This window comes from Curtobacterium sp. L6-1 (genome assembly GCF_018885305.1).
GTDB lineage: Bacteria > Actinomycetota > Actinomycetes > Actinomycetales > Microbacteriaceae > Curtobacterium > Curtobacterium aetherium.
Genome location: NZ_CP076544.1, coordinates 1,460,519 through 1,484,645 on the forward strand (window position 1 = coordinate 1,460,519; position 24,127 = coordinate 1,484,645).

The window sequence follows — 24,127 nt, forward strand, 5'->3', positions numbered from 1 at the left end:
GGTGTGCGTCACGTCGCGTCGTGGCCGAGGGCGTCGTGCCGACGGCCGTCGGGGGTGTGTCCGTCGCGGGTCGCGTCGTCGAGCGTGCCGTCGGCGGTCCGGGAGGCCCGTCCCGCGTCCGTCCCGTCCGCTGCGGTCGTGCCGTCGGTCGCGTCCGCAGCGGCAGCGTCACGCGCTGCCCGGGACTCGGACACCGACCGGGTGCCGTCGAGGTTCACCCCGAGGATCACGAGCAGGACGAACACGACCATGCTCACGCAGATGAACGTGTCGGCGACGTTGTAGATCGCCGGCATCATCCACGGCGTCGAGATAAAGTCCACGACGTGGCCCCGCCCGAAGCCGGGCTCACGGAAGAGCCGGTCGGTCAGGTTGCCGAGCGCGCCGCCGAGCAGCATGCCGAGCACGAGTGCCCACCACATCGAGCGGATGCGCCGGGCGTACACGACGATCGCCACGACCACGGCGGCCGAGATGATCGAGAACACCCACGTCATGTTCACCGCGAACGAGAACGCGGCGCCGGGGTTCCGGACCGACAGGAACTGCAGGGCGTTGCCGACCACCGGGACGACGACGCCCTCGGGCAGGTTCGCGACGACGAGCGCCTTCGTGCCCTGGTCGAGCGCCACCACCACGACAGCGGCGAAGGCCAGTGCCGCGATCGCGCGTGCACTGACCTTCGCTCGTGGGACGGGTCGGTCCAACGTCAGTTGCCGAAGCCCTGCGCCGAGGCCGGGGCCGGCGAGAAGCCGGACTGCTCGGTGCTGGCAGACGAGTCCAGCTCGGAGAGCTGGCTCTGGATGTAGCTCTTGAGCTGCGCACGGTAGTCGCGCTCGAAGGTGCGGAGCTCGTCGATCTTGCCCTCGAGCTGCGTGCGCTCCTGGTCGAGCACCGCGACGCGCTGGCGGTTCTGGTTCTCGGTGTCGGCGATGATCTGGCGCTGCTTGGCCTCGGCCTCGGAGACGAGGCGGGCGGCCTGGGCCTGACCCTCGGCGATGAGCGCGTCGCGCTTCTCGACGCCTTCGCGGACGTGCTCCTCGTGGAGACGACGCGCGAGCGTGAGGAGGTTCGTGGTGCCCTCGGTGTCCTCGTCCGGGTTGACCGTCGTGGTCGGCGCGGCGGCGGCGACCGGGGCCGGCTCGGGCGCTGCGGCGACGGGGGCCGGCTCGGGAGCGGGGGCCGGCGCGGGCTCGTCGTCCTTGGCGAGCGACGGCGCGGAGTCGGCCGACTGGAGGCGCTGCCGCAGCTCCTCGTTCTCCTGGTTCAGGCGACGCAGCTCGGCCACGATCTCGTCGAGGAAGTCGTCGACCTCGTCCTGGTCGTAGCCCTCGCGGAACTTGGTCGGCTGGAACCGCTTGTTGACTACGTCTTCCGGCGTCAAAGCCATTGCCGTCACCTCAATAGAACTGCTGAACGTGTGGAACCGGGGCCCTGCTGGCCGTCCGTGCTGAACGTACCAGCCCGGGTCCCGGTGCGGATGTCCCGCCGGAGCGGGGCATCGATCCCGACCACCGTACACCGCGGGCGGGTCCGAACCGTGTCGGAGCGCCGCGTGGCGCGTGTCGGGACGATGCGGATCAGACGAATCGGTAGGCCAGGGACTGGACCACGACGCGCAGGATGATCACGACGAGCATGACGATCGTCCACCCGAAGTCGAGCGCCACCGGCCCGAGCCGCAGCGGCGGCAGGACCCGGCGGACGGCCTTGATCGGCGGGTCCGTGACCGTGTAGACGAACTCCGCGACGACGAGCAGCACGCGCTGCGGTCGCCAGGAGCGGCTGAACGCCTGCACCATGTCGAAGGCGAAGCGCCCCCACATGATGAAGAAGTAGAGCGTGAGGAGTAAGGAGAGGATCGTGAAGATGAACACGGTTCGGCTCGCTCGTCTCGTGTGACCGGGGCCGGTGTGCGCCGGTCACGGGGCGGGTGGGCCTGGGTGCCGGACGGACGACCGGGGCCCGTCGGACCCCGGCGCCGAGCGGACGGCTCAGGACTGGGCGAAGAAGTTCGCCTCGATGTCGGACTCTACCTCAGCAGGCTCGCCGCTCACTGCGATGTGCGCGGGCGACAGGAGGAAGACCTTGTTCGTCACGCGCTCGATCTTGCCGTACAGACCGAGGGACAGCCCGCTGGCGAAGTCGATCATGCGGCGGGCGTCCGTCTCGGTCATCTGCGAGAGGTTGATGATGACGGGGATGCCGTCACGGAAGCTCTCGGCGATGGACTGGGCGTCCTTGTACTCGCGCGGGTGGACGGTGAGGATCTCGTTCATTTCCTGGACCGGGGTCGCCTTCTGTGCGGTCGTGTGCGAGCGGCGGAGCGGGGTGACCTGCGCGCCGCGCTGGGAGGTGTGCTGGGGCTTCGCGGGCGCCGACGGCGGGGTGGCCACGGGAGCGGCGGCCGCCGGGGCAGCGGCGGGGGCCGCGGCAGCGGGCGCCTCCTGCTGCGCGGCGGGCGCGGCGGCGGGCTGACGCGTCTGCGTCGGCGCGGCCGGCTGCTCGTCCTCGTACTCGAGTTCCTCGTCGGCGAGGCCGAGGTAGACCATCGTCTTCTTCAGGGGGTTGGCCATGGTTCCTCCGGGGGTCCGTGCTCGTTGGTGCCCTGTGTCGAGGCTAGGGCGCGTCCGGTCGTTTGCCGGTGATTGCGGTCCCGATCCGCAGGTGTGTCGCGCCCTCGGCGATCGCCTCGGCGTGGTCGCCGCTCATGCCGGCCGAGATGTCGGTCGCGGTGGGCTCGACCGTGCGGAGGCGCTCGGAGATCGTCCGCAGCCGGGCGAAGGCGGCACGCGGCTCCTCGTCGAGCGGTGCGACGGCCATGACCCCGCGCAGCCGCAGGGTCCCGGTCGCGAGGATCCGCTCCGCGAGTGCCTCGACCGCGTCCGGTGCGACGCCGCCGCGTCCGGGGTCGTCGGTCAGGTTCACCTGGACGAAGCCGTCGAGGACGCGCGGGTCCGGCTCGGCCTCGGTCGGGGCGAAGGCGTCGACGACGCTCGCACGGTCGAGGGACTGGACGACGTGGGCGTACCGACGCGCCTGCCGGGCCTTCTTCGACTGCAGCTGCCCGATGAAGTGCCAGGTGAGCGGCAGGTCGGCCAGTTCCGCGGCCTTGGCCTGCGCCTCCTGGTGGCGGTTCTCCCCCACGTCCGTCACACCGAGCCCGGCGAGCCGACGGACGAGCGCGGCGGGGTGGTACTTCGTGACGACGACGAGCGTCAGCTCGTCGGCCGTCCGTCCGGCGGCGCCGGCCGCGTCGGCGATGCTGCCGCGGACGGCGGCGAGCCGAGCCTCCAGCCCGGTGTCGGACTGGGCCCCGACCGCCGGTTCCGGAACGACGCGCAAGCGGCGTTCCGGCCGTGCCGGTTGGGAGAGGCTCGGCTCGCTCGGGTGCCCAGCGGTCACGATGCGCTCGTGCTCACGTGGGACCGACTCACTTCAGGAAGTCGGGGACGTCGAGTTCGTCGTCGTCGTCGAAGGCCGGGTCGGCGGCGCGCTGCGCCGGCGGCTCGTGCTCCTGCGAGGCCCAGGACGGCGTGCTGTGGCCGGAGTCCTCGATGCGGTTCGCGGACCCGGTGGCGACGGGCACGGTGGCGCCGGCGTCGGGGTCGACGTAGCTCGAGCGACGCTCCTGGTGCTGCTGCTGCGAGGGCTCGCCGCCGTCGAAGCCCGCCGCGATGACGGTCACGCGGACCTCGTCGCCGAGGGTGTCGTCGATGACCGCACCGAAGATGATGTTCGCTTCGGGGTGGACGGCCTCCTGCACCAGGCGGGCGGCGTCGTTGATCTCGAAGATGCCGAGGTTCGAGCCACCCTGGATCGAGAGCAGCACGCCGTGCGCTCCGTCGATCGAGGCCTCGAGCAGCGGCGACGCGACGGCGAGCTCGGCCGCCTTGATGGCTCGGTCGGCACCCCGCGAGGAACCGATGCCCATGAGGGCCGAACCGGCGCCCTGCATGACGCTCTTGACGTCCGCGAAGTCGAGGTTGATGAGACCGGGGGTCGTGATGAGGTCCGTGATGCCCTGGACACCGGCGAGGAGCACCTGGTCGGCGGTGGCGAACGCCTCGACCATGGAGATACCGCGGTCGGAGATCTCGAGCAGGCGGTCGTTCGGCACGACGATGAGCGTGTCGACCTCGTCCTTGAGGCTCGCGACGCCGTTCTCGGCCTGGGACTGCCGACGCTTGCCCTCGAAGCCGAACGGCTTCGTGACGACGCCGATGGTCAGCGCGCCGATGGACTTCGCGATGCGCGCGACGACGGGCGCGCCACCGGTGCCGGTGCCACCACCCTCACCCGCGGTGACGAAGACCATGTCCGCGCCGGCGAGGGCTTCCTCGATCTCCTCGGCGTGGTCCTCGGCGGCGCGACGGCCGACCTCGGGGTCGGCGCCGGCACCGAGACCACGGGTGATCTCGCGACCGACGTCGAGCTTGACGTCGGCGTCGCTCAGGAGCAGCGCCTGCGCGTCCGTGTTGATGGCGATGAACTCGACTCCGCGGAGTCCGAGCTCGATCATGCGGTTGACGGCGTTGACACCGCCGCCGCCGACACCGACCACCTTGATGACGGCGAGGTAGTTGTGGTTCGTGGTCACGTCTGTCCGGCCTCCGGTCAAAACCCTCAACCTGTACTTGAAGTTCAGAGTTCTAGCTGCTATGAATCGTGCTGGCCCCGACGCTACGGGTGTCGTCCCGTCGGGGACGACCCGCCACGCCGCGTGTCGGCGATGCGACGGGACAATCCGGCGCGTCGTGTCCCGGCTGCCGGACCGGCCACCCGGCCGACAGGGTCAGGACCGGGGTCGGATGATGCCGTTGTCCGGCGCCGACACGTCGAACTCGACCTTCGCGTCGGGAGCCCGCTTCGCGTGGTCCGCCACGAGCGCCGCCAGCAGCCGGGCCTTCGCCGCGGACTCGTCCGGGCTCCCCCACACCACGGTCGAGCCGTCGCGCATGCTCAGGGTCACGTCGTCCGAGGTGGACGCCGCGATCCCGGCGACCTGGTCCCGGACGCTCGAGGGCATCGCGAGGACGACCTCGGTCATGGTGCGGAACACGCTCGAGCCGAGCGTCGTGCGACCGACGTCCGCGATCGGCACGTCGCCGGGCTTCTTCGTCGTCGACTGCACGACGATCCCGGCCGGGTCGACGAGGTCGTACGACTTCCCGGACCGCACGGCGACGACCGGGGTGCGCTCGGTGACCGTGACGACGAGTGTGTGCGGCGGCTCCTCCTCGGTCACGTAGCTCTCGATGAGGGGGAACCCGCCGATCCGGTCCTTCACCTCGTCGAGGTCGATGCGCGCGAGCGGCGTCCCGATCTGCCCGGACAGTGCCGCGCGGACCTCGGCGGCGTCCACCCGGTCCGTGCCCTTGACCTCGATCGTGCGGAGGGCCATCAGCGGCGAGTAGACAGCCACCAGGATCGACGCCACGAGCACCGCGACGACACCGCCGGCCGCGATCCAGGCGGCGCGCCGGTGCCGGCTGCGCCGCGTGAAGCGCCGGACCTCGGCACGCTCGAGCAGGCGGCGGCGCTTGCGGGCGATGCGCGCCTCGCGTGCCGTCTCGGCAGCGCGGACGCGGGCGCCGATCGGCGTGGCGTGCGGGACGTGGCTCGCGACGTCGGCGTGTGGGGCGGTCGCGGTGTGCGGGTCGTCGACGCTGGCGCCCTGGTCGTCGCCGACGGCGCGGTCCGGCCGGGAGGCGCGCCCCGCCTCCGGCGCGCTCGTCCCGCGTTCGCCCGGCGCGGGGTTGCTCGACGCCGCCCCGCTCCGCGCCGGGGCGCGGTCGCCCGGGGCACCGTCACGCAGGTCGCTGGTGCCCGACTCGCTCCGGCCAGACTCGCTCCGGCCTGACTCGCTCCGGCCAGACTCGCTCCGGCCCGACTGGATCCGCCCCGACTGGATCCGCCCCGACTCCCTCCGGCGAGGCTCGGTCCGCCCCCGTCCGGGCCGCCCCGATCCGGTCCGCCCCGGGTCGAGGACGTCGGTCGCGTCGGCGTCGCCGGTGACCGACGACGAGGACGGTCGCGACGTGGCAGGCGGTGTGGCCCGCGGCGACGCGAAGAGGCCCTCGAGCTCGGCGACCGCGCCGTCGTCGTGCGAGCCACCCTCGCCGGGCAGCTCGGTGCCGTCGGGAACACCGGTGACGTCGGGCAGCTCGGGCAGCCCGGACGCCGACGAGGCCACCCGGTCGGACCGGGCGGACCCATCGGGGGCGTCGCCGACCGCACCCGGTGCGCGGGAGCCGCGACGGGCCTCCCGGACGCCGTCGAGTGCAGCGCGGAACCCGCGCGCGCGGGACGGCCGCGGGGCCGTGCGGGACCGGTCGGCAGCGTCCGGCTGCTCCTGCTGCGCGTCGAGCCCGGCGTGTTCGTCGAACCCCTCGGGGCGCTTCACCGGCCCGCGGCCCCGGGCTCGTCGTGCAGCGCGGTGAGCACCTGCGGGATGATCCGGTACACGTCGCCGCAGCTCAGGGTCATGATGATGTCGCCGTCGCGGGCGACCGCGGCGGCCCGGGCGGAGGCCTCGGCCCAGTCCGGCAGGTAGTCGACGCGGTCCTGGTCGGCGAAGCGCTCCTGCACGAGGGCTCCGGTGACGCCGGGCTCCGGGTCCTCCCGGGCGCCGTAGACGTCCAGGACGACCGTGTGGTCGGCCAGGTCCTCGTAGACGGCGGCGAAGTCGCCGGCCATCATCCGGGTGCGCGAGTACAGGTGCGGCTGGTGGATCGCGATGATCCGGCCGTCGCCGACGACGTTGCGCGCGGCGCGCAGGGCAGCGGCGACCTCGGTCGGGTGGTGGGCGTAGTCGTCGTACACCGAGACGCCGCGCTCGACGCCGTGCAGCTCGAACCGGCGCTCGGTCCCGCCGAACGCCTCGATGCCGCGCACCGCGTCGGCGGGCTCGACGCCCAGGCCGACCAGGACCGCGAACGCGCCGGCCGCGTTGACCGCGTTGTGCCGACCGGGCACGCGGAGCGCCAGGTGGTACGCGGTGTCGTTCCACCGCAGGTCGACGCCGACCCCGGCGCCCTCGTCGACGCGCTCGATGCGGACGTCGGCGTCCTCGGCCTCGCCGAAGGTCACGATCTCGGGCGCGTCCGGACGGGCACGGAGGCCCTCGGTCACGCGGACCGCGCCGGCGTCGTCGCTCGAGACCACGACACGCTCGCGGGCCTTCGCGGCGAACTCGACGAACGCGTCGATGAACGCCTGCTCGCTGCCGTAGTGGTCGAGGTGGTCCGGGTCGACGTTCGTGATGAGCGCGACGGCGACGTCGTAGAGCAGGAACGAGCCGTCGGACTCGTCGGCCTCGACGACGAACAGGTCGCTGCTGCCGGGCGCGGAGCTCGTGCCGAGCGACTGGATGACACCGCCGTTGACGAAGCTCGGGTCGAGGCCCAGCTCGACCAGCGCCGTGACGACCATGCCGGTGGACGTGGTCTTGCCGTGCGCACCGGCGACCGCGACCAGGCGGTGCGAGGAGATGAGGGCGGCGAGGGCCTGCGACCGGTGGAGCACGGGCAGACCGCGGCGCTTCGCCTCGAGCAGCTCGGGGTTGTCCGGCCACAGGGCGCTCGTGACGACGACGGTGTCCGCGTCTTCGAGGTTGGCGGCGTCGTGGCCGATCCGCACCTCGGCACCGAGCTCGCGCATGCGACCGGTCGTCGCGGTCTCGCGCGAGTCGCTGCCCGAGACGCGGTGGCCGGCGGCCAGGAACATCCGGGCGATGCCGCTCATGCCGGACCCGCCGATGCCGACGAAGTGCACCGTGCCCAGGTCGTCGGGGATCGGCTGGGTGAGGTCCGGCTTGATGGTCATGGTTCCTCCGTGCTGCTGGTGCTGCTGGTGCTGCTGGTGCTGCTGGTACCGGTGCCGGCTCGGCGGCTGCGGGCGGACCGGGCGGCCGCGAGGACCAGCTCGGTCATGCGGTCCGCGCCGTCGCGGTGGCCGACGCTGCCGGACCGGACGGCCATGTCGGCGATGCCCGCGCGGTCCTCCAGCAGGGTCAGCAGGTGCAACGTGACCCACTCCGGGGTGAATTCCTCGTCCGCGACCAGGACCGCTCCCCCGGCGGCGACCACGTCGCGCGCGTTGTGGCGCTGCTCGCCGTTGCCGACCGGGTACGGCACGAGCACGCTCGGCAGTCCGACCGCCGTGAGCTCGCAGACCATGCCGGCGCCGGAGCGCGAGACGACGAAGTCCGCGGCGGCGTAGGCCAGGTCCATGCGGTCGCAGTACGGCAGTACGTGGTAGCCGTCCAGGTCGCTCGGCCCGATGTCCGAGGCGGCGCCGACGACGTGCAGGACCTGCCACCCGGCGCCGAGGATCGTCGCCGCCGCCTGGTGCACCGTGCGGTTGATGCTCCGGGCGCCCGAGGAGCCGCCGGTGACGAGCAGCACGGGCTTGTCCGGGTCGAGGCCGAACTCCGCGAAGCCCGCGGCACGTTCGGCACGGCGGTCCAGGCGCTCGACCTCGCGACGGAGGGGCATGCCGACCACGCGCGAGTGCGGCAGGCGGGTGTTCGAGAACGTGACACCGACGTGGTCGGTGAGCACCGCGGCCATCCGGTTCGCCAGACCCGGCTTGGCGTTCTGCTCGTGCACCACGATCGGCGTGCCGGTGCGCTTCGCGGCGACGTACGCCGGCGCGGCCGCGTAGCCCCCGACACCGAGGACGACGGCGATCTCGCGCTCGCGGATGATCTGCTCCGTGCGGCGGACGGCCGACCAGAACGCGCCCGGGAACCGGAGGGCGGCGCCGTTCAGCTTCCGCGGGAACGGCAGGCGCGGGATGGTCACGAGCTCGTAGCCGCGCATCGGGACGAGGCGGGACTCGAGCCCCTCGGCGGTGCCGAGCACCAGGACCTCGTCCTCCGGCGACCGCTGGGTCAGCCGGTCGGCGACCGCGAGCAGGGGGTTCACGTGGCCGGCGGTCCCGCCGCCGGCGAAGAGGAAGCGGCTCACCGCAGGGCTCCGTTCTGGGTCCCGGGGTGCGGGACGGTGGTGCGGGCCGCGGCGCTGCCGTGGCCGGCGCGGCGGGTCGAGGCAGCGGGCAGGTCACGGGCGAAGGACAGCACGACACCGATCGCGACGAGGGTCATGATGAGCGCCGAACCACCGGCGGAGATGAGCGGCAGGGGTACACCGAGCACCGGCAGCAGCCCGAGCACGACGGCGATGTTGACGAGCGCCTGGCCGATGACCCAGGCGAGCACGCCACCCGTGACGGTGCGGGCGAAGGGGTCCGGCGAGAGACGGATGACGCGGACCATGCCGATCGCCAGCACGACGAAGAGGGCGAGGACGACGACGGCGCCGATCAGCCCGAGCTCCTCGCCGACGATGGCGAAGATGTAGTCGTTGTCGGCCTCCGGCAGCCACGACCACTTGAGCTTCGAGTTGCCGAGCCCGACGCCGAACACGCCACCGGACGCGAGTGCCCACATGCCGTGCACGGGCTGCCAGCAGATGTCCTGCGCCTGGTTCGAGTCGGTGCAGCCGGACAGCCACGCGCTGATGCGGACCTGACGGGAGCTCGACGCCATCGTGACGACCGGCAGCATCACCGCGATCGCGGCCAGGCCGACACCGAGGTGCCGCAGCCGTGCGCCGCCGACGAACAGGGCGCCGAACACCAGGATGACCATGATCATCGCGGTGCCCTGGTCGCCGCCGAGCAGCACGAGCCCGATCGACACGGCCGACGCCAGGCCGACCGGGATGAAGACCTCGCGCCAGTCGTGCAGCTTCTCGCGCTTGCGGAACAGCACCGCCCCTATGCCGAGCGCGAGGGCGAGCTTGAGGACCTCGGACGGCTGCGCACTGAAGCCGCCGACGCCGATCCAGTTCCGGTTGCCCTGCACGTCGATGCCGATCGGGGTGAACACGAGGAGCTGGAGCACGAGGCCGGCACCGAGGACCCGCATCGCCCAGCGACGCCAGAAGTCCGCGGAGAACCGGCTCACCACGAGCATGAGCGGCACCCCGATGAGCGCGTACAGGCCCTGCTTCGCGAACGCGCCGAAGAAGCCGTGCTTGTACCGGTACTCCTCGACGCTCGAGGACGACAGCACCATCACGACGCCGAAGACGACGAGGAAGAGCGTCACGCCGAGGATCGTGTAGAACGTCGTCGACTCGGCGACGAACACGTTCTTGACCGCGACGACCGCACCGTTCGACCGACGGCGTGCACCCTCCACCCCGGAGGTCACGCGGGCGCCGGCCGCCGCTCCGGCCGCGCCGGCACGGGCCCGTGCGCTACGGCCGTTCGTCGGCAGATCCGTCGGTGTCGCCATCGGCGTCGCCTCCCAGGTGCTCGTGGACCGCTGCCGCGAAACGCTCGCCCCGGTCGGCGTAGGAACCGAACTGGTCGAACGACGCTGCGGCCGGGGCGAGGAGGACCGTGTCGCCCGGTCGCGCGACCGATGCGGCATGCCGGACCGCCTCGGGCATGACCTGCTCAGTGTCCGTCGCTTCCACCTGGAGCACCGGGACCGCGGGGGCGTGTCGTGCGAATGCCTCGAGCACGGGCGCGCGGTCGGTACCGATGACGACGACGCCCCGGACGCCCGGGCCGAAGCGTTCGACGAGTCCGTCGATGTCGACGCCCTTGAACAGGCCGCCGACGATCCACACGACCGGGTCGAACGCGGACAGGGACGCCGTCGCGGCGTGCGGGTTCGTCGCCTTCGAGTCGTCGACCCACGCGACCCCGTCGGCCGTGGCGACCGCCTCGGTGCGGTGGTGGTCGGCCCGGAAGCCCTGCACGGCGGTGCGGATCGCGCTCGGCTGCACGGCGGCGGCACGCGCGAGGGCGGCCGCTGCCAGGACGTTCGCGGTCATGTGCGGGCTGTCGAGTCCGGCGGCCTCGAGGTCGGCGAGGGTCGCCAGCTCGAGGGCGCTGTTCCGACGGTCGCCGGTGAACGCGCGGTCGCAGAGCACGTCGTCGACGATCCCGACGTCGCCCGGAGCCGGGACGCCGAGCGAGAAGCCGACGGCACGGCAGCCCTCGACCACGTCGGCTTCCTCGACCATGTGCCGGGTGACCTCGTCGGCCGTGTTGTAGACGCAGGCCATCACGGTGCGCTCGTAGACCTTGCCCTTGGCGGCGCGGTACGCCTCGGCGGACCCGTGCCACTCGAGGTGGTCGTCGGCGATGTTCAGGCAGGCCGAGGCGAGCGGCACGACGGCGCCGGGACCGGTGGTCGGCATCGAGTGCAGCTGGTGGCTGGACAGCTCGACGACCAGGACGTCGAAGCCCTCCGGGTCACGGACGACGTCGAGCACCGGCACGCCGATGTTCCCGCACGCCACGGCGCGGAGCCCGCCGGCCGTGAACATGGCGGTCGCGAGCTGCGTCGTCGTGGTCTTGCCGTTCGTCCCCGTGATGGTCACCCAGGGCGCGGCGACCGGCCCGCGCACGACCTTGTCGCGGACGCGCCAGGCGAGTTCGATGTCGCCCCAGACGGCGGCGTGCTCGACGGCCCAGACCACGGTCGGGTTGTGCGGCGGGAGGCCCGGCGACACCACGACCACGTCCGGCGCCTGCTCGACCAGCGCGGCCGGCACCGTGTCGAGCGGCGCTTGCACGAAGCGGACGCCGATCACGTCGAGCAGCTCGACGCTGTCGGCGGGGGCGTCGGTCGAGTAGACGACGACCTCGCTGCCGAGCTCGGCGAGCGTGTCGGCGACCGAGAAGCCCGTGGCCCCGAGGCCGAGCACCGCCACCCGCAGGCCCTTCCAGCCCTCCGCGTACCAGCTGTCGAGACCGTTCAGGCGTTCATCCATGGACTCGTGTGATCCATTCCAGGTAGAACAGCCCGACCCCGGCCGCGACGCAGAGCCCCGCGATGATCCAGAACCGGACGACGACGGTCACCTCGGCCCAGCCCTTGAGCTCGAAGTGGTGGTGCAGGGGACTCATCCGGAAGATGCGCTTGCCGTGCGTGATCTTGAAGTACGCGCGCTGCAGGATGACCGAGCCGGTGACGATGAAGAACAGGCCACCGATGAGGATGAGCAGCAGCTCGGTGCGGCTGAGGATCGCGAGACCGGCGAGGGCGCCGCCCAGGCCGAGCGAGCCGGTGTCGCCGAGGAAGATCTGCGCCGGCGACGTGTTGTACCAGAGGAAGCCGATCAGGCCACCGCACACCGCGGCCGCGACGACCGCGAGGTCGAGCGGGTCGGTCACGGTGTAGCAGGCGTGCCGGGTGCTCTCGTCGATCCGGGCCCCACCGCAGATCTGGTTCGACTGCCAGAACCCGATGATGACGTAGGACCCGATCGCCAGGATGCTGGACCCGGTCGCGAGCCCGTCCAGCCCGTCGGCGACGTTCACGCCGTTCGACGTCGAGACGGTGAGCAGCACGATCCAGGCCAGGAACAGGATCGTCCCGATGACCGTGCCGAGCGCCATGAAGTCGAGCCAGGGCACGTCGCGGATCGCCGAGATCATGGTCGACGCCGGCGGCTTCCCGGTGCCGGTCGGGACGACCAGGGCGACGGTCGCGAAGACCACGCCGACGATCACCTGACCGAGCACCTTCGCCCACCCGCCGAGTCCCAGGCTCCGCTGGCGACGGACCTTGAGGAAGTCGTCGACGAAGCCCACGACGCCGAGCCCGACCATGAGGAAGAGCACGAGCAGCCCGGACAGCGTCAGCGAGTCGCCACCGGCGAGGTGCCCGACGAAGTACCCGATGACGGCGCCCAGGATGAGGACGATGCCGCCCATTGTGGCGGTGCCGCGCTTGGTGTGGTGCGACTGCGGACCGTCGTCACGGATGAACTGGCCCCAGCCGAGGCGGTGGAACAGCTTGATGAACAGCGGCGTGAGCAGCAGTGTGAACACCAGCGACACGGCGCCGGCGACGAGGAGCGCGATCATGCGGGGACACCTCCGAGGCGGTCGCCGAGGAACCGCAGCCCGGCCGACTTCGAGGACTTGACGAGGACGACGTCACCCGGACGCACGAGCTCCTGCAGGGCGCGGACGGCGTCGTCGACGTCCTCGATGAACACGGACTCGCCGTCCCACGATCCCTCGAGGGTGGCGGCCTGGTGGACGGCCATCGCGCCGCGGCCGACGACCACGAGCTGCCCGATGCCGAGCCGCACGACGAGGCGACCGATGCGGTCGTGCTCCTCGACGGAGAACTCGCCGAGCTCGGCCATCTCGCCGAGGACGGCGACGGTGCGCTCCCCCGGTCGGGCGACCTGGGCGAGCGTCCGCAGGGCGGCCGCCGTCGAGTCGGGCGAGGCGTTGTAGGCGTCGTTGATCACCGTGACGCCGTCGGGGCCCTGGAGGAGCTCCATCCGCCACCGTTCCGCCCGCGTCATCGACGCGAGCGCCTCGGCGCCGACGGCGAGCGGGACGCCCCAGCCGTGCGCGACCGTGAGGGCCGCGGCGGCGTTCATCGCGTGGTGCTCGCCGAGGATGGCGAGACGGACGTCGACGGTCTCGGGAGCGCTGGAGCCGCTGCCCACCGACGCGGCGCCGCGGTCGTCGTCACCGACGGGAGGCGCGGTGAGCGTGAAGCGCGTGCCCTCGCGGTCCGTCGCGACGTCGCTGATGCGGTAGTCCGCCCCGGCGGAGGTGCCGAAGCCGACCACACGTGCCGCGGTGCGCTCGCGCATCCGCGCGACGCGGTCGTCGTCGACGTTGAGGAGGGCCGTGGCCGTCGCCGGCAGGTCCGTCACCATCTCCGACTTGGCGCGTTCGGTCGCCTCGATGCCGCCGAACTCCCCCGCGTGGGCGAGCCCGACCTTGAGGACGACGCCCACGTCGGGCTCGGCGATGCGGACGAGCGCGGCGATGTGGCCGATGCCGCTGGCACCCATCTCGACGACGAGGAAGCGCGTGTCGTGGGTGATGCGCAGCATCGAGACCGGCGCGCCGACGTGGTTGTTGAACGACCCCTCGGGCGCGACGGTCTCCCCGACGCGCGACAGGATCCTGCGGAGCATGTTCTTCGTGCTCGTCTTGCCGTTCGAGCCCGTGATGCCGACGACGCGGAGCGCACCACCGGCACGGACCCGGACGACGACCTCGTGGGCCAGGGCGGCCAGTGCGGCGTACCCGTCGGCGACGACGATCTGGGCGGTGGTGGTGTCCTCCGGCAGGTCGAGGGCGCGCTCGGTGACGACGAGGCCGGCACCGGCGGCGGCGGCGGTCGGCACGAAGCGGTGGCCGTCGGTCTCCTCGCCGAGCAGGGCGAAGAACACGCTGCCGGGAGCGACGAGGCGGGAGTCGGTCTCGACGGAGCCGTCGACGATCGTGTCGGCGGCACCGCGGACCAGCTCGCCGTCGACCGCGGCGGCGATCTCGGCGAGGGTGAGCGCGATCATCGTGCGTCCTCCGCCGGGCCCGTGTTCGGTTCCCAGCCGGCTTCGCGGAGGGCGGTGCGGGCTTCGTCGCGGGCGGAGTACGGCGTCCGGACGCCCTGGATGTCGCGGTAGTCCTGGTGTCCCGGACCGGCCCAGAGGATCGAGTCCCCGTCGCCGACGAGGGCGACGGCGGCGCGGATCGCGGCCTCGGGCGGGCTCACTTCGTGGATCTCGTGGTCCGGGTACGCGGCACGGGCGGCGTCGACCAGGGTCTTCCGGATCGACGCGGCGTCCTCGAAGCGGGGGTGGTGGTCGGTGACGACGAGGATGTCCGACCCCTCGGCCGCCACGCGCGCCATGTCGGCACGCTTCGTGGTGTCGCGGTCACCGTCGGCACCGAACAGCATCACGACCTTGCCGGGCGTGAACTGGCGGACCGCGGCGAGGGTGTTGAGGAAGGCGTCGGGGCTGTGGCCGAAGTCGACGTAGACGCTCGGGCCCGCGTCGCCGGAGACCCGCTCGGTGCGACCGGGCAGGTAGCACTCGATCGCGCTGACGACCGTGCCCTCGGTCTCGTCGGGGTAGCGCCGGTGGTTCGTCTCGAGCGCGTGCGCGATGGCGCCGAGCTCGAAGCCGCCCTCGACGAGCATGACGATCGCCAGTGCGGCGTTCGCGGCCATGTGCCAGCCGATGAGCGGGACGCGGGTGGTCAGCTCCCGACCCTCGGGGCCGGTCAGCCGGAACTCGGTGTAGGCGGCGTGCGCCTCGACGATGTCGACGTGCCACTCGGCCTCGACGTCGGGGTGGACCGTGATGGTCGTCACCGGGATGCGGCAGTCCTGCACGACACGCTGCCCCCAATCGGTGTCGAGCGAGACGACTCCGCGACGGCCGTGCTCCGGCTGGAACAGCGGCAGCTTCGCCTGGAAGTACTCCTCCATGTCGGCGTAGTCGTCGAGGTGGTCGTGGCTGAGGTTCGTGAAGGCGACGACGTCGAACACGATGCCGTCGACCCGGTGCCGGCTGAGGGCCTGGGCGCTGACCTCGACGGCCACCGCGCGGACCTCGCTCTCGCGCATGCGGGCGAGGAGCGCGTGCATCTCGCTGGCCTCGGGCGTGGTGAGGCGGCTCGTCACGCTGAGCGAGCCGATGTGGCGCTCGGCGGTCGAGCTCAGGCCGGTGACCAGGCCGAGCTGCTTGAGGATGCCCTCGAGGATGTAGGAGGTGCTCGTCTTGCCGTTCGTGCCCGTGACGGCGAAGAGCTGCGGGAGCTCGGCCTCGTCCGGGTTGGTGCGGTAGACCCACGCCGAGACGTCGCCCAGCGCGGCACGGGGGTCCTCGACGACGAGCACCGGGAGGCCCGAGGTCTCGGCCGTCGCGACGCCGTCGGCGTCGGTCAGCACCGCGACCGCACCGCGCTCGGCGGCGTCGGCGGCGAACTCGGCACCGTGGCGGTTCGCGCCGTGGACGCCGACGAACAGGTCACCCGGCTGCACCTCGGCGGCGCTCAGGGTGACCCCGGTCGTCTCGACGCCGTCCAGGGAGCCGACGACGCGGAGCCCGAAGGCGTTCGCGAGTTCGGCGACCGGCCGCGGGGTCGGGTGTTCGGGCCGGAGGACCGGGGGGATCCGTGCTGACAAGTGCTCCTTCTTCCTCACCACGTGGACGGGTGTGCCTACCAGGTCGACGGGTAGGTGCGTGCCTGCGTCGTGGAGGGGGCGACTCGGTACTTCTCGAGCACCTGGGACATGAGTGTGCGGAACGCCGGAGCCGCTCCGCTCGACCACTTCGAGGTCTGCGGCTTCGTGAACGTCACCGTGACAACATACTGGGGGTCTTCGGCGGGTGCCATTCCGGCCACCGAGATGATACGGTCCGCGCCGTAGCCCTTGCCGTCGGAGACCTCGGCGGTGCCGGTCTTCGCCGCGACGTTGTAGCCCGAGATCGGCTTCATGCCCTCGAGCGTCCCGTCCGTCACCACGCTCTGGAGCATGTCGACGGTCTGGGTCGCCGCGGTCTCGGACACCACCCGCTTGCTCTGCACGTCGGGCGCGTCGATCGTCTTCCCGGACTCGGTCTGGCAGCCCTTGACCATGTGCAGCGGGATCCGGACACCGCCGTTCGCGAGGGTCTGGTAGATGCTTGACACCTGCATCGCCGTCGTCACGATGCCCTGACCGAACATTGAGTTGACGTCGGTCTGCTTGTCCCACTTCGGGCTCGCGCCGTACTGCATGGACGGCTGGCCCGGGTAGTCGATCGCCGGCTCCGGTTCGAACAGGCCGAACTCACGCATGACGTCGTACCGCTGCTGCGTCGTCATCTTGGCGCCGAGGTCGGTGATGCCGACGTTCGACGAGTCGCGGAGGATCCCGGTCAGCGTCAGGTTCTCGGTCGGGTGCAGCTCGGAGTCGTGGATGGTGCCGCCCCACGAGAACGTGCGCGAGTACGGGACGACGACCTGGGTCGTCGGGCTCGCGAGCCCCTTGTCGATGAGCGCGGCGGCGATGGCGGCCTTGATCGTCGAACCGGGCTCGTACGCCGCCGTCAGCGCCCGGGACCCGAAGGCGCCCTGGTCGGTGGTCGCGTCGACGTCGTTGGGGTCGACCGTCGGGTAGTCCGCGACGGCGAGCACCTCACCGGTCTTCGCGTTGACGACGGTCGCGGTCGCGGACTCGGCCTTGAGCTGCAGCGCCGCGTCGGCGATGTCCTGCCCCGCCATGTACTGCAGGTCGCTGTCGATCGTGGTGACGAGCGTCCCACCGTCCTGCGCACGCTTCTTCGTCACGGTGCTGCCCGGCAGCTGGACGCCGTCCTCGCCGCGTTCGTAGGTCTCGGAGCCGTTCGTCCCGGCGAGGCACTTCTGGTACGCGAGCTCGAGGCCGGCCTGGGCACCGTCCGTGCCCATGAACCCGGTGATGTTGCCGGTGGCAGCGCCCGTCGGGTACGTCCGCGCGGCCTGCTGCTCCTTGTAGACCCAGGGGATGCCGAGGGCGACGACGGCCTCGTAGTGCTTGGCGTCGATGCCCTTCACCAGGTAGGCGAAGTCCGACTTCGGGTCCGCGGCGATGTTCTTCCGCATGGTCTCGACGTCACCGCCAGACGCCTGCGCGACGGCGGCGAGGGCCTGGTCGACCGTGACGTCCTTGACCCGGGTCCCGCCGAGCTTGCCCTCGAACTTCTTCACCAGGCGGGGCGACGTCGTGATGTTGTACCGGATCACGCTCTCGGCCAGGGCGGTGCCGTCCCGGTCGACGATCGACCCCCGGGTGCCGTAGAGCGTCACCGGGATGCTGCGCTTCGACTGCGCAGCGTCGGTGAGCTCCTCGGCCTGCACGACCTGGATGTCCACCAGGCGGACGACGAACACCGCGACCAGGGCGATGATCGCGATCACCACGACGCTGTATCGGAGTCGGCGGTTGCGGAGGGTCTTCTGCACGAGCGGCCTTTCCGGGTCGAGCTGAGCTGCGGGTCAGCGGGTCGTCGGGGCCTGCAGCTGGTTCGGGTCGGACTCTACGGACGACTTCGGCGAACCCTGGTCCGACGCGCTGGCCCCGCCGGTGTTCCCAGCGTCCGACGCCGGGCGCTCCGCCGCGGGTGCCGGGGCGGCGGCGGCAGGAGCCTGGGCGGCCTCGCCGTCGGTCGCGGCGGATGCGCCGCCGGTCTCCTTGCTGGTGGCAGTGTCGCCGGGTCGTGCGGCCATGGGGACGTCGCCGAGCAGGGAGTTCGGCACCTGGTTCGCGGTGTTGCCCGTGGCCTCCTCCGGGGTCGCGGGCGTCGGCGTGCCGTACACGGTGCCGGTCTTCGGGTCGAGGTACACCGGCGTCGAGTTCGCGATCATGCCGAGGGACTGTGCGTTCCGGGCGAGGTTCTGGGGCGACTCGAGCACCCGGAGCTCCTCGGACAGCGAGCCCTGGCTGCGGTTCAGTCCCACCTGCTCCGACTTCAGCGAGCTGAGCGTGTAGGCGCCCTGGCTGAGCGCCATGCTGATGCCGAGCTGCGCGAGCAGCAGGATGCCGAGCGCGGCGATCGCCACGACGGCGTAGGCGACACGGGGTCGGGCCCGGCGCTGCGCCTTGGTCGGCCGCACCTCGACGAGCTCCGGGCGGGAGCGGTCGGGACGCGGCGCGCGCGACGGGGCGACGACAGGGTCGACGAGTGCGAGGTTCGTGCTCATGTCACTTCCGGATCCGCTCGGCCGCGCGGAGTCGCACGGGGGTAGCTCGGGGGTTGGCGGCGCGTTCGGCCTCGTCGGCCTGTTCCGCGCCCTTGACGACGAGGGTGAAGGTCGGAGCGTGCTCGGGGAGTTCGACCGGCAGGTCCGCCGGGGCACTCGACGTGGTCCGTTCCACGAGGGCCCGCTTGACGATGCGGTCCTCGAGGGACTGGTAGGACTCGACCACCAGGCGCCCGCCGACCCGGATGCGGTCGAGTGCGGCGGGGATCGCCCGTTCGAGCACGCTGAGCTCGGTGTTGACCTCGATCCGGAGCGCCTGGAACACGCGCTTCGCCGGGTGCCCCTGGCGCTGGACCGCGACCGGGGTCGCGTCGTGCAGCACCTGGACCAGGTCGCCGGACATGGTGAAGGGACGCTCGACGCGTCGTTCGACGATCGCCTTCGCGTACCGGCCGGCGAGCTTCTCCTCGCCGTAGCGCTGGAAGATCCGTCGCAGGTCGCGCTCGTCGTACTCGGCGAGGACCTCGGCCGCGGTGATGCCCTGCGTCCGGTCCATCCGCATGTCGAGCGGGGCGTCCTGGCTGTAGGCGAAGCCACGCTCGGCCCGGTCGAGCTGCAGCGACGAGACGCCCAGGTCGAACAGGACGCCGTCCACCGCGCTGATGCCGAGGCCGTCGAGCGCCGCGGGCAGTTCGTCGTAGACGGTGTGCACCAGGTGCACACGGTCGCCGAAGCGTGCGAGCCGGTCCCCCGCGATGCCGAGTGCGTCGGTGTCGCGGTCGAGGCCGACGAGGGTGAGCTCGGGGAAACGCTCGAGGAGTCCCGCCGAGTGGCCGCCCATCCCGAGGGTCGCATCGACGACGACCTTGCCCGGGCCCTCGAGCGTCGGCGTGAAGAGGTCCACGATGCGCTCGAGCATCACGGGTGTGTGCGGGAACCGTTCCGGTGCTGCCATGTGCGCCCCTGACCTCCTGGGCCGTGGGTCCGGATCCCCATCCATGCGACCTGACACCGGGGAAGGTGTGTCAGGGCTCCACGGCTGGGAGTCTCGATCCACGGATCAGAAGATCCCCGGGATCACCTCCTCGTCGTTCTCGGCGAAGGCCTCCTCGGCCTCGGCGTAGTAGGCCTCCCATGCGCTGGTCGACCAGATCTCGGCACGGTCACCGCTGCCGATGACTGTCAGGTCCCGCTCGAGCCCCGCGTACTCGCGGAGGTTCTGCGGGATCGTGACGCGGTTCTGCTTGTCGGGCTGTTCCGCGCTCGCCCCGGAGAGGAACAGGCGCATGTAGTCGCGGGTGCGCTTCGACGTCATCGGCGCCTGGCGGATCCGCTCGTGGAGTTCCTCGAAGGTCCTGGCACTGAAGACGACCACGCACCGCTCCTGGCCGCGGGTCATGACGAGGCCCCCGGACAGTTCGTCCCGGAACTTGGCGGGGAGGATCACGCGACCCTTCTCGTCGAGCTTCGGGGCATGGGTACCGAGCAGCATCTCGGGGCCTCCCCTTCAGCTCCACCGGTCCTCGTCATGCTCCACGGTACTCCACTTCCCTCCACTCCGCTGTCCAAATGCCCCACCACTCCCCGTCGGCACCCCTATTGGGGCCATCCGGGCGCTGTGGAGGGGCGCCGGATCCGCGCAGCGGCGGGCTGGGCGGCGCGGTGAAGCGGAGTGGAGGGGAATCGGCTCCGGAGGAGCACCGGTGCCCGTCGGCGACCCGGCGCGGCGACGCGACCGAGAGGGTGCGCCCGGTACATCCGGGCACCGAGCACCGAGCACCGAGCACCGAGCACCCTGCGCCGCCTGCCGTCGGTCGGCGTCCGGGCACGAAGAAACGGGGCCGGCCTGTGGAGGCCGACCCCGTGGAGGGATGTGGAGGAACTAGTCCTGCTGGTTGCGCTTGTCCCAGCGCTCGTTCATCCGGTCGATGAAGGACCCGCCGGAGGAGCCCCGCGCCGGACGTGCGGTGCCGCGCGCTGCCGGACGCCCGCCGGGGCCGGGCCGCGCGGGCCGGGCCGCCACGGTGCGTCCACCCGGACGGAGGGCGAAGAGCACCCCCGCGAGCATCACGACGAATCCCAGCACACCGATGAGGGGCTGCTTGATGACCAGGCCGAGGACGATCACACCCACGCCGACGAGGCCGATGAGCACACCGATCGTGATGGCGGTGTACGTGGGACGGCCTTGGCGGCGGGTCACGCGCGCCACGAAGTCGGAGTCGTTCTGGTAGAGGCTCCGCTCCATCTCCTCGAGGAGTCGCTGCTCTTGCTCCGAGAGTGGCATCTTGGTTCCCTCTTGTTCCTGGGATCGACGCGGTGGAAGGGGTGGACCGATCTTACGACCGGACCACCCACTAAGGTAAGGACCGTGGCTGAGAGTACGCGATTAGTGGACCTCGTCTCGGCGCGGATCGATCGGGCTCTCGACGAGCAGCGCGACCGCCTCGCGTCGATCAGTCCGGACCTGGTGTCCTTCGACACGTTCGCCCGGGACCTCCTGTCCGGCGGCAAGCGCTTCCGGGCGCTGTTCTGCTACTGGGGGTGGCAGTCCGTCGCGGGCCGTTCCGGCTCGTTCGACCCGCTCTCCGAGGGGTCCCGCCAGACCACGGCCGAGGCGATCGTCACCGCCGCCGCCGCACTGGAGATCTTCCACGCCGCGGCCCTCGTGCACGACGACATCATGGACCGGTCGGACACCCGTCGCGGCCGTCCGGCAGCGCACCGCCGCTTCGAGTCCCTGCACGCCGAGTCGTCCTGGGTCGGCGACCGTGCGCTCTACGGCACGAACGCCGCCCTGCTGCTGGGTGACGGACTCCTCTCCCTCAGCGACGCGGTCTTCGACGAGGCCCTCGCGCTCCTCGACCCGGTCCGGGCGCGCATCGTCCGCCAGGAGTTCCACACCATGCGGCTCGAGGTGACGGCCGGGCAGTACCTCGACATCCACGAGGAGACCGCGTGGCCGACGGTCGACGACGCCGAGCAGCTCGTCCGGGCCCAGCGCGTCATCGTCTTCAAGTCCGCCAAGTACTCGGTCGAGGCGCCGCTCCTCATCGGTGCGCTGATCGCCGGCGCGAGCGAGAGCCAGCTCGACGGGCTGCGGTCGTTCGGCCTCCCCCTCGGCGTGGCCTACCAGCTCCGCGACGACGTCCTCGGTGTCTTCGGCGACCCCGAGGTGACGGGCAAGCCGGCGGGCGACGACCTCCGCGAGGGCAAGCGCACCGTCCTCGTCGCGACGGCCCGCAAGGCACTCCCGGTCGGTGCGCGCCAGCTCCTCGACGAGCTGCTCGGCGACCCGGACCTCGACGACGACCAGGTGCAGATGCTCCGCGCGACGCTCACCGACTCCGGTGCGCTCAGCGCCGTCGAGCGCTCGATCGACCGCCACGTCCAGCGGGCGAAGGCCGCGCTCGACGCGGCGCCGCTCACGCCCTCGGCACGCGAGCAGCTCGCGTCCCTCGCGGACACGGTCAGTCGCCGCTCCGCCTGAGCCGGCCGGAGACACGACACAGCGCGCAGCGCACCCCGAGACGGACGGGAGGCCCGGTACCAGCTGGTACCGGGCCTCCCGTCCGTCTGGTCCGTGCGTCAGCGGGTCGCGTCTGCGACCGGGTGGGTGACCGCCCCGGCGGGGCCGGCCGACCGACGGTTGGTCCTAGAGGAGCGCCTGCGCCGCGCGGCGCACCTCCGCCTTGCGGTTCGCCCGCAGGGCGGCGATCGGCGACGTCCCCATGGCGTCGTCGGGGGTGAGCATCCAGCGCACGGCCTCGTCGTCGGTCAGCCCGTTGTCGCCGAGGACGATGAGGGTGCCGCGGAGGGCGGGCAGGGGCTCGGTGCCGTCGAGGAACTCGGTGGGGACCCGGAGCACGCCGTCGACGCGGGCGGGGAGCAGCGTGCGCTCCTCGAACAGGCGGTGGACGCGGCCGGGGCTCACCCCCAGCAGGTCGACCAGGTCGGGCACGGTCAACCAGCGTTCGGACAGGGCGTCGTCTCCGGGAAGGGTGGCACTCACGGGGTCCATCGTGCCAGAGCCGGACGGGCACGGACAGCACCGGGCACCTCCGACCGCGTCCGTGTCCGGTCGCCGCTGCTCGACGAGGGCACCGGAGTGGCACGGCGAAGTCACACCAGTCACACCCACAACACCCGACTCTCTGGTTGACTTGGCACCAACCGCATGTCAGCGTGTGGTCACCTGTGCGTGCCGCGTGTGCGCGCACGGCCGACAGACCCACCCCGTACCGACGCCGTGCGGAGACAGGAGAACGACCGTGGACAGGGACACGACCGCAGACGAGACGGCACGCCGCATCCGCTCGGCGCGCTTCGCGACGATGCCGATCGTCCTGGCCGGCACCATCGCGGTGACCGCCGGACTCACCGGACCGATCGCCCACGCCGACCAGCGCCACGACGACGAGGCCGGCAAGCGCCACGTCGACGAGGACCGCAACCTCGGCTCCCGTCCGGTCTTCGGCACCGCGGTCGCCCGACCCGCGACCCCGGTCGCGACCACCGTCGCCGCGACCCGGCAGCCAGCGCCGACCACCTACACCGTCCAGCAGGGCGACACCGTCTCCGGCATCGCGGCCCGCTACGGCCTCTCCGCCCAGGAGATCCTGGTGCGCAACGGCCTCGGCTGGAACACGATCATCCACGCCGGGCAGACGCTGCGCCTGGCCTCCACGCCCGTCGGCGGAGCGGTGACCACCTCGTCGACCACGGCGAGCTACCACGTCAAGCAGGGCGACACCGTCTCCGGCATCGCCGCGAAGGTCGGCGTCTCGACCGCGGCGCTCCTCACGGCGAACGAGCTGTCGCAGCGCAGCGTCATCTACCCCGGCCAGACGCTCCGCGTGCCGGCCGGCGGCAGCGGCGCGGTCGAGACCGCCACCACCGCCGGTCCGGCGACCACCACGTCGGCGGCCCCGACCGCCGCGTCGGTCACCCGTGGCGGGTCGGTCACGATCGGCAACGGCGACACCATCGCCTCGGTCGCGACCACGCACGGGGTGTCGGTCGCCTCGCTCCTGGCCGCGAACGGCCTCACCTACACGAGCACGATCTACGCCGGCGGCACGCTCGTCCTGCCGACCAGCGGACCGTCGCTGTCCAGCGAGCAGCGCGCGAACGCCGCCACGATCGTCCGCGTCGGCCGCTCCCTCGGGGTGTCCGACCGTGGCCTCGTCATCGCGCTCGCCACGGCGATGCAGGAGTCGAACCTCCGGAACCTGGCACACGGCGACCGCGACTCGGTCGGCCTGTTCCAGCAGCGACCGAGCCAGGGCTGGGGCACGCCGGGGCAGCTGCAGGACACCGTGTACGCCACCGAACTCTTCTTCGGCGGCTCGCGGAACCCGAACCCCGGCGTGACCCGCGGGCTGCTCGACGTGCCCGGCTGGTCCTCGATGAGCGTCACCGAGGCCGCACAGGCCGTCCAGCTCTCCGCGTACCCCAAGGCCTACGCCCAGTGGGAGCAGTCCGCGGCCGCCTGGCTCCGGTCGATCTGACCCCTGCCGGCGGTCGCTCGCGGACCGCCGGGTCATCCCTCCGGTCGAGATCGTGTAACGACCGGTGCGCCGGTGCCGTCGTCGGACGAACCGCTTCGTAG

General features: G+C 72.0%; 22 protein-coding genes. 2 read left to right on the forward strand and 20 right to left on the reverse strand.

What is annotated here, in order from left to right; genetic code table 11:
• Positions 1–8: 8 nt before the first annotated feature.
• The 19 genes from lspA to KM842_RS06795 all read right to left on the reverse strand — a co-directional run bounded on the left by lspA (position 9) and on the right by KM842_RS06795 (position 20,803).
• A complete protein-coding gene (lspA, locus tag KM842_RS06705) occupies positions 9–707 on the reverse strand; it encodes a signal peptidase II (RefSeq protein ID WP_253206283.1) in 699 nt (232 codons plus the stop codon).
• Positions 708–709: 2 nt separating this feature from the next.
• Complete coding sequence (locus KM842_RS06710) at positions 710–1,390, reverse strand: DivIVA domain-containing protein (RefSeq protein ID WP_216261685.1); 681 nt, start codon at positions 1,388–1,390, stop codon at positions 710–712.
• Between the two features lie 190 nt (positions 1,391–1,580).
• A complete protein-coding gene (locus tag KM842_RS06715; protein WP_301183819.1) occupies positions 1,581–1,877 on the reverse strand; it encodes a YggT family protein in 297 nt (98 codons plus the stop codon).
• Between the two features lie 117 nt (positions 1,878–1,994).
• Positions 1,995–2,576, reverse strand: coding sequence for a cell division protein SepF (locus KM842_RS06720; RefSeq protein ID WP_216261686.1), 582 nt, complete (start codon positions 2,574–2,576; stop codon positions 1,995–1,997).
• Positions 2,577–2,619: 43 nt separating this feature from the next.
• Positions 2,620–3,345 (reverse strand): YggS family pyridoxal phosphate-dependent enzyme, encoded by a 726-nt coding sequence (locus tag KM842_RS06725; RefSeq protein ID WP_216261687.1) that lies wholly within the window; start codon positions 3,343–3,345, stop codon positions 2,620–2,622.
• A gap of 88 nt (positions 3,346–3,433) precedes the next feature.
• The gene (gene ftsZ / locus KM842_RS06730) at positions 3,434–4,600 is read right to left on the reverse strand and encodes a cell division protein FtsZ (protein ID WP_216261688.1); all 1,167 of its coding nucleotides are present in this window, start codon (positions 4,598–4,600) and stop codon (positions 3,434–3,436) included.
• A gap of 195 nt (positions 4,601–4,795) precedes the next feature.
• Positions 4,796–6,406, reverse strand: a complete 1,611-nt coding sequence (locus tag KM842_RS06735; RefSeq protein ID WP_216261689.1) for a cell division protein FtsQ/DivIB — start codon at positions 6,404–6,406, stop codon at positions 4,796–4,798.
• A complete protein-coding gene (murC, locus tag KM842_RS06740) occupies positions 6,403–7,827 on the reverse strand; it encodes a UDP-N-acetylmuramate--L-alanine ligase (protein WP_216261690.1) in 1,425 nt (474 codons plus the stop codon). Before murC ends, KM842_RS06735 begins: the two co-directional genes overlap by 4 nt.
• Positions 7,824–8,972 (reverse strand): undecaprenyldiphospho-muramoylpentapeptide beta-N-acetylglucosaminyltransferase, encoded by a 1,149-nt coding sequence (gene murG, locus KM842_RS06745; RefSeq protein ID WP_216261691.1) that lies wholly within the window; start codon positions 8,970–8,972, stop codon positions 7,824–7,826. The genes murC and murG overlap by 4 nt, the downstream gene beginning before the upstream one ends.
• The gene (gene ftsW, locus KM842_RS06750; protein WP_216261692.1) at positions 8,969–10,306 is read right to left on the reverse strand and encodes a putative lipid II flippase FtsW; all 1,338 of its coding nucleotides are present in this window, start codon (positions 10,304–10,306) and stop codon (positions 8,969–8,971) included. The genes murG and ftsW overlap by 4 nt, the downstream gene beginning before the upstream one ends.
• Complete coding sequence (murD, locus tag KM842_RS06755; RefSeq protein WP_216261693.1) at positions 10,269–11,798, reverse strand: UDP-N-acetylmuramoyl-L-alanine--D-glutamate ligase; 1,530 nt, start codon at positions 11,796–11,798, stop codon at positions 10,269–10,271. The genes ftsW and murD overlap by 38 nt, the downstream gene beginning before the upstream one ends.
• On the reverse strand, positions 11,791–12,897 hold the full coding sequence (gene mraY / locus KM842_RS06760) for a phospho-N-acetylmuramoyl-pentapeptide-transferase (protein WP_216261694.1): 1,107 nt from the start codon (positions 12,895–12,897) through the stop codon (positions 11,791–11,793). The genes murD and mraY overlap by 8 nt, the downstream gene beginning before the upstream one ends.
• Entirely contained in the window at positions 12,894–14,357 is a 1,464-nt protein-coding gene (locus KM842_RS06765; protein ID WP_216261695.1) for a UDP-N-acetylmuramoyl-tripeptide--D-alanyl-D-alanine ligase, read from the reverse strand. Before KM842_RS06765 ends, mraY begins: the two co-directional genes overlap by 4 nt.
• Positions 14,354–15,976 carry a Mur ligase family protein gene (locus tag KM842_RS06770; RefSeq protein ID WP_216261696.1) on the reverse strand — a complete coding sequence of 541 codons (1,623 nt, stop codon included), beginning with the start codon at positions 15,974–15,976 and terminating at the stop codon, positions 14,354–14,356. Before KM842_RS06770 ends, KM842_RS06765 begins: the two co-directional genes overlap by 4 nt.
• A 35-nt stretch (positions 15,977–16,011) precedes the next feature.
• Positions 16,012–17,778, reverse strand: coding sequence for a peptidoglycan D,D-transpeptidase FtsI family protein (locus tag KM842_RS06775; RefSeq protein WP_216261697.1), 1,767 nt, complete (start codon positions 17,776–17,778; stop codon positions 16,012–16,014).
• A 33-nt stretch (positions 17,779–17,811) separates the two neighbouring features.
• Positions 17,812–18,516 (reverse strand): cell division protein FtsL, encoded by a 705-nt coding sequence (gene ftsL, locus KM842_RS06780; protein WP_216261698.1) that lies wholly within the window; start codon positions 18,514–18,516, stop codon positions 17,812–17,814.
• 1 nt (position 18,517) lies between these two features.
• On the reverse strand, positions 18,518–19,471 hold the full coding sequence (rsmH, locus tag KM842_RS06785) for a 16S rRNA (cytosine(1402)-N(4))-methyltransferase RsmH (protein WP_216261699.1): 954 nt from the start codon (positions 19,469–19,471) through the stop codon (positions 18,518–18,520).
• A 105-nt stretch (positions 19,472–19,576) separates the two neighbouring features.
• Positions 19,577–20,008 (reverse strand): division/cell wall cluster transcriptional repressor MraZ, encoded by a 432-nt coding sequence (mraZ, locus tag KM842_RS06790; RefSeq protein WP_110825266.1) that lies wholly within the window; start codon positions 20,006–20,008, stop codon positions 19,577–19,579.
• 390 nt (positions 20,009–20,398) lie between these two features.
• Entirely contained in the window at positions 20,399–20,803 is a 405-nt protein-coding gene (locus KM842_RS06795; RefSeq protein ID WP_216261700.1) for an SCO2097 family morphological protein, read from the reverse strand.
• A gap of 84 nt (positions 20,804–20,887) precedes the next feature.
• On the opposite strand from KM842_RS06795, the gene KM842_RS06800 reads away from it, so the two are divergent.
• A complete protein-coding gene (locus tag KM842_RS06800) occupies positions 20,888–22,006 on the forward strand; it encodes a polyprenyl synthetase family protein (RefSeq protein ID WP_216261701.1) in 1,119 nt (372 codons plus the stop codon).
• A gap of 165 nt (positions 22,007–22,171) precedes the next feature.
• Here KM842_RS06800 and KM842_RS06805 read toward each other — a convergent pair whose 3' ends face one another.
• Positions 22,172–22,528 (reverse strand): Rv2175c family DNA-binding protein, encoded by a 357-nt coding sequence (locus KM842_RS06805; RefSeq protein WP_253206284.1) that lies wholly within the window; start codon positions 22,526–22,528, stop codon positions 22,172–22,174.
• Between the two features lie 259 nt (positions 22,529–22,787).
• Between KM842_RS06805 and KM842_RS06810 the strand changes: the two genes are divergently transcribed.
• Positions 22,788–24,026 carry a LysM peptidoglycan-binding domain-containing protein gene (locus tag KM842_RS06810; RefSeq protein WP_253206285.1) on the forward strand — a complete coding sequence of 413 codons (1,239 nt, stop codon included), beginning with the start codon at positions 22,788–22,790 and terminating at the stop codon, positions 24,024–24,026.
• Positions 24,027–24,127: the final 101 nt, after the last annotated feature.